Annotated in this window: 7 protein-coding genes; 4 read left to right on the forward strand and 3 right to left on the reverse strand. The window is 50.1% G+C overall.

Annotated elements, in window-relative coordinates:
* Positions 1-175: 175 nt before the first annotated feature.
* Together AC2215_RS10510 and AC2215_RS10515 are read right to left on the reverse strand one after the other, a co-directional pair.
* Positions 176-742, reverse strand: coding sequence for a DUF2808 domain-containing protein (locus AC2215_RS10510; RefSeq protein WP_486809944.1), 567 nt, complete (start codon positions 740-742; stop codon positions 176-178).
* A 66-nt stretch (positions 743-808) separates the two neighbouring features.
* The gene (locus AC2215_RS10515; RefSeq protein ID WP_486809945.1) at positions 809-2,329 is read right to left on the reverse strand and encodes a pentapeptide repeat-containing protein; all 1,521 of its coding nucleotides are present in this window, start codon (positions 2,327-2,329) and stop codon (positions 809-811) included.
* Positions 2,330-2,467: 138 nt separating this feature from the next.
* Between AC2215_RS10515 and AC2215_RS10520 the strand changes: the two genes are divergently transcribed.
* Positions 2,468-2,824: a cupin domain-containing protein gene (locus AC2215_RS10520; protein WP_486809946.1), complete on the forward strand. Its 357-nt coding sequence runs from the start codon at positions 2,468-2,470 to the stop codon at positions 2,822-2,824.
* Positions 2,825-3,328: 504 nt separating this feature from the next.
* Here AC2215_RS10520 and AC2215_RS10525 read toward each other — a convergent pair.
* On the reverse strand, positions 3,329-3,796 hold the full coding sequence (locus tag AC2215_RS10525; RefSeq protein ID WP_486809947.1) for a hypothetical protein: 468 nt from the start codon (positions 3,794-3,796) through the stop codon (positions 3,329-3,331).
* Positions 3,797-3,890: 94 nt separating this feature from the next.
* On the opposite strand from AC2215_RS10525, the gene petN reads away from it, so the two are divergent.
* The 3 genes from petN (at position 3,891) to AC2215_RS10540 (ending at position 5,783) form a co-directional block, all read left to right on the forward strand.
* Complete coding sequence (gene petN, locus AC2215_RS10530) at positions 3,891-3,980, forward strand: cytochrome b6-f complex subunit PetN (protein WP_486809948.1); 90 nt, start codon at positions 3,891-3,893, stop codon at positions 3,978-3,980.
* A 128-nt stretch (positions 3,981-4,108) separates the two neighbouring features.
* On the forward strand, positions 4,109-4,318 hold the full coding sequence (locus AC2215_RS10535) for a hypothetical protein (protein WP_486809949.1): 210 nt from the start codon (positions 4,109-4,111) through the stop codon (positions 4,316-4,318).
* Between the two features lie 361 nt (positions 4,319-4,679).
* A complete protein-coding gene (locus tag AC2215_RS10540) occupies positions 4,680-5,783 on the forward strand; it encodes an inositol-3-phosphate synthase (protein WP_486809950.1) in 1,104 nt (367 codons plus the stop codon).
* The last annotated feature ends 163 nt before the right edge of the window (positions 5,784-5,946 follow it).

Consider the following 5,946-nt stretch of genomic DNA (forward strand, 5'->3'; position numbering starts at 1 on the left):
AGAGGAGGCAGAGGAGGCAGAGGAGGCAGGGGGGAAAGATTGTGGGTTAATTACAGAATTATCCGGTGTTATCCTGACTGCCTTGGCAGTTGGTATACATCCAAAACCCGCGCATCATTCCCCATTTTGCATTTTTAATTTTTAATTTTTAATTCTTTCACCCCTGCGATCGCATCTACTCAAATCCGCCGTTGCTGTAAATGTGCAATCGTCCGTAGCCGAGAAACTGACCGTGGGTAGATTCGCCTGCGGGGAATGCCGTCACTCCGAATAGATATACCCCGCCAACGCTGGGATTACGGCGGGGACGCAAACCGACGGTGACGGTTGTGCCGGGGTTGATGGGGGGATCGAATGCGATCGAAACAGTTTGGGTATTGCGATCGTGGGTGACTTCTCCCAGAGCGATGGATGTGCCGCGATTCCCGCGCGTTCCTTCAAAACTGCGGGTGTCTCCCGTATCGAAGCGCAACTTACGATCGAATCCTTCATGTTGCTCGATAACCAGGCGTTGCAGGGGTTCGCCAGCATTATCGGGAACGTTTAGGGTAAAGAAATAGGTGGAGTTCCAGGCGCGAACGGTATTGAAGGTGGCGCTGGCGTCTTCGAGGCTGGGGGGTCGATCGAAATATACCGTACCGTCGCCGAGTTGAATCGTTTTTGCCATGGGAGCGATCGCCGCCCACAGTCCAACGGTGAAGCCGAAAGTTGTGGCACCGAGCCAAGGGAATCTATTTTTCATCGCAAACACCCGATCGATACCTTTCAATTTTATCGACTCGATCGACGATCGATGGGTTTGGAACCGTTACGATTCTTGCCAACCTTCGATCGCCCCAGCAACAAACGCGCCAAAGGGATTGTCGATCGCTTTTTCCAACGCTTGCACGCCACCGACTTTTGCTGCATTGACGACGCGCTGTTTCCAGTTGGGGTCGCTTTCAATTTTCTCGATCGCTTTGCTGGCAACCACCATTTTCTCTGGCATCGTTTGGGTGGGGTAAGACTGGGCGAGTTCGTCTAAAAGTTGGCGAATTTCGGCGGCGGCTTCGACTAGGTTTTGCTTATTTTCGGCGGCGTAGTTGTGGATGTTGCCACCTTCTTGATTGCCTTGGACGGTTTCGGCAAAACCTCCGGCGAATTGAGCGTGGCGTTGGTCGTATTTGGGTGCTTCGGTCATCGTATTTTGATTTTCAATGGCGATCGGTCTACTGGCTAATATTTTAGTAATTTCAAAAAATTCCGTGCTTTTTTGGCGATGAATTTCGATTTCGCGATCCTTTGCCTGTAGCTGTTCTTGATATCTGGCATCGATCGCTTTCAGTTCTGTCTCGTACTTTTGTTTGAACGTGGCTTCAAGTTTCGCTTTGTTCGAGTCTGGGGGAACCTTAACCCGTATCACGAACGCGCCATCGGATTTCTTTTCAATAGCCTGGATGGAGATATCCGAGTCCGGACATTCCACCCTCAGATTTTGGAACGACTTCGCGAACGCTTCCCATTCAATCCCATTCTGAAAAATCAGATCGATCGTTTCTGCAATTTTTCGCACCAGGGTAACGAATTCGCCGGGAGCAAAGTTGCCGTGGCTGGGGCGGCGTTCTTGTTGGTTTTCTTTGAGATAGATGTAATCGCAAATGACATTATCGAACTGCGTTGCTGAATTAATATTCCAGTCTTGAATGCACGCTCCCGTTAATATTGCGCCAGAGAAGTTGGCATTGAGAGCTTGGGCGGCAGAGAGTTGGGTTTGACTGAGGTTAGCACGACTAAAGTTCGTTTTGCAGAGGTTGGAAAATTGGAGATGAGCAAATTGGAGGTCTGCACCTCGGAGATCGACCTTTTGAAGGTTAGCATCTTGGAGTTGGATGCCTTGTAGATGGGAACCTTGGAGGTTGGCATTTTGGAGATGGACCTTTTGAAGGTTAGCACCTTGAAGGTTAGCATCTTGGAGTTGGATGCCTTGTAGATGGGAACCTTGGAGGTTGGCATTTTGGAGATGGACACTGTAAAGATCGGCATCTCGGAGATCGGCATCTCGGAGATGGACACCGTAAAGATCGGCACCTCGGAGGTTGGCATCTCGGAGATAGACACCGTAAAGATCGGCATCTCGGAGATCGGCACCTTGGAGCTTGGCAGCGTAAAGATCGGCACCTTGGAGCTTGGCATCTCGGAGATTGACAGCGTAAAGATCGGCACCTTGGAGCTTGGCATCTCTAAGGTCAGCCTTGATTAGCTCAGGCTTCCCCTTGAGATTTTCTTTTCTCCATTGATTCCAAGCCTCAACCCCCTTGCGCAACTTGGCTAAATGTTTTCGGTTCGCCATTCCGTTTCAACTCCTTCCTACCCATATCGTTCTTCCAGTAGCGCACCCTGCCATCTTGCATTCCATCGTAACGACTTCCCCCGTTGCCAGCCATTTTCCCGTATCCTCAAAAGATGAAAACTCAGCCTCAGAGATACCATGCCTCAACTCATCTCCAACCCCACCCGCATCGAACCGGCCGGAAACAAACCCAAACTCATCGACGAATATATCGGTCGTGTCAATACCCAAACGGAGGGGGTGAGTATTGCTCGGATGACCTCTCCTAGCGGCTGGATGGAACCGGGGCAACGTCCGGAGTTCGATGAATTTACCGTGGTGCTGAAGGGAACGCTGCGGGTGGAATACGAAGGGGGACAATTCGATGTGGCGGCCGGACAAGCGATTATCGCCCATCGCGGTGAGTGGGTGCGTTACAGTACCCCGGATGGTGCGGAGTATATCGCGATTTGTCTACCGGCTTTTTCGCCGGATACCGTTAATCGCGATGAATAGTATTTGTCTTCAAAATTGGGACGCAGGGACGGAAAAAAATGTGAAATGTGAAATGTGAAATGTAGGGGCGCGCGCATTTGGGCGATCGATTATGGGTGAAACGAAACCTGGCATATCCAAATGCTATAGCGCGATCGCGCATGGCTACGCTAACGCCCACCAGCACATGAAGGACTCACCGGAGCGATCGTACATCACACAAGAATGAAGCATTCGGTAATGAAATTTTGGGTTCGCTCGATAAGTATTCGCCCGAAACCTATGACAACAACTTATCGGGCGAAATCATAACATCTCGGAAGGGCGCGCTTCGTAGCCATGCGAGATCGCGCCATAGCATTCGGTGATGAAATAGTCGGTTTGCCCCATAAGTCTTCGCCCGAATGCTTTGCGAACTGACCGATTCAACGACTCACCTGGCGGAACCATACATCCGGAAGGGCGAAGCATTCGGTGATGAAATTGTCGGTTTGACCCATAAGTCTTCGCCCGAATGCTTTGCCCCTACAAGTCTCCTTCAAATGGTTTAATCCAATCTCGTGCCATCGCCCAGTCGAGCATCCGCCCTGCGACGGCAAATAGGACGATGCTTTCAAGCACCATCACCACCAGTGCTAGTAGGGATGCAGTGCCCTCAAAACCTCCGCTGAAGGTGGTATCCAGCTGAGCCAAACCGCGCACTAACCCAAAGGCTAAAACGGCCCCGGAGTTGAGGTGGGGGTTACGATCGCGCCGAATGACGTAGCGGTAGGTCACCCCAAACAGGAAACCACTCGCCCCGGCGATCGTCACCGCCACCAACAGACTGAGCAGTGCTTCCGGCTCTGTAGGTAATACATTTAATTGAGAAATTGTCAAGCGCTCGATCGCCGTGGTGACTAAAAAGGCGATCGTCCCAGAAAATCCTCCCAACAGTGCAGCCTTAAGGGATTCGATACGCTCGACAGAAACAAATTGACGCAAATTATTCACAATTCTTAATACTCGCGCGAGGGCGAATAGATGTCTTAAATTGGCTTATTATATAGCTTGAAGGATTCTGTAATATTTTTTTAAATTCCACGCTATGGATATTTTGTCAGTTGGTTGGGCCGCGTTGCTCGTGGTGTTTACGTTCTCCATCTCTCTGGTCATCTGGGGTCGCAACGGCTTCTAAATTCTTGGGCGATTCCGGGAGTTCGTTAGTTCCGGGAAGATAAAGATGCGGCGAGTGGGTGGTGGCAAAGGTTGAGTGACGAGAGTTGCCTGTAGCGATTGCCCCGAAACTCGCCGCATTATGTCGTTGTGGAGTATCCGCGGCAAGTTCGAGAGAACGATTCGAGAGAATCCTACCGTAAAGTGGACAGTTGGGGAACTGGCTACTTCGATGCGTTCGATCGGTTGAACTTGGTAAACTTCATAACAACTCAAACTCAGGAGACGGGATCGTTGCATTGGTTAGAAGCAAATGACGCTTTGGTGGCGAAGTTTACCACGAACTGGGCTTTTGGCTAAATATTTAGTTGCTCCAACTACCCAACTAAGGCTATTATACCTGGCTGTACCCTCAAAAAATCACACGAAGCTGTTTGTAAAATGCAAGCTGTTGCGATCGCACTTTGCCTAGGAAATGTGTATATTTGTGCTCCTCAATCCCATTTTGCGCAGACCGAAAAGCTCGCAATGGGTTGACAATACATTTAAAATTGCCATAGGTTCAGATGTGACATTTAACCCCTTGAGAGATTCTACAATCGATCGAGTCAGTTTCGCCGAGGTTCGTGTAATTTTAGCCGATCGCGCCTAACGCATCCGATTCCGAACGAACAAATAACAAGACAAGTCAATTACTTTTGGTGTAAGGAGTAAACTGGTAGTGGAAAAAATTAAGATCGCGATCGTTGGTGTGGGGAATTGTGCGAGTTCTTTAGTTCAGGGAATCGAGTATTATAAAGAACAAAATCCCGAAGATGCGATCGGATTAATGCATTGGGAAATCGGCGGCTACAAGCCCTACGATATTGAAGTCGTCGCTGCATTTGATATCGACGCTCGCAAAGTGGGAACGGACATTGCCGACGCGATTTTTGCCCCTCCCAATTGTACGGCGGTCTTTTGCGAAAATCTTCCGAAAACCGGTGCGGTGGTGAGTATGGGGAAAGTCCTCGACGGCTTCTCCGACCACATGCAAAATTACGACGAAAACAATACGTTCGTTCTCAGTTCCGAAGCCGAACCCACCAAAGAAGAAGTGGTGGAAATCCTCAAACAATCCGGCACGGAAATCCTCGTCAACTACTTACCCGTCGGGTCTCAAGAAGCCACCGGTTTCTATGCGGAATGTGCCGTAGAAGCGGGGGTTGCCCTGGTCAATTGCATTCCCGTTTTTATCGCCAGCAATCCCCTGTGGGCGGAGAAATTCAAACACCGCAATATTCCCATCATCGGGGATGATATTAAAGCACAAATGGGCGCAACCATAACCCACCGCACCCTATCAGATTTGTTCCGCAAGCGAGGGGTGAAAATCGATCGCACCTATCAACTCAATACCGGCGGCAATACGGACTTTCTCAATATGCTCAACCGCAGCCGGTTATCCTCAAAAAAAGAATCCAAAACCGAAGCGGTACAATCGGCCATGGAAGAACGCTTGGAAGATGAAAACATTCATGTCGGACCGAGCGATTACGTGCCTTGGCAAAAGGATAATAAAGTCTGTTTTATCCGTATGGAAGGCAAGCTGTTTGGCAACGTACCGATGAATTTAGAATTGCGCCTTTCCGTGGAAGATTCCCCCAACTCTGCGGGAGTTTCGATCGATGCCATCCGCTGTTGCAAAATGGCGATCGATGCCAAAAAAGGCGGTATCTTATACTCCCCGTCTGCCTATTTCATGAAACACCCGCCGGTTCAATACACCGACGATGTGGCTTATCAGATGACGGAAGAGTTTATCGCCGGAGAACGGGAAGATTAGAAGGACGCGGGGACGCGGGGACGCGGGTGTCGGCAGTACCGAGCGCGGCAGTGACGGTGACCTTGCCCCCGATCGCCAACACCGACGTGACCGTGGACAAGACCTCCTTGACGTTCACCACCGGCAACTGGAATGACGATCAAACGATCACGGTGAGAGCGGC

The sequence above is a fragment of the Zarconia sp. genome, assembly GCF_057467645.1.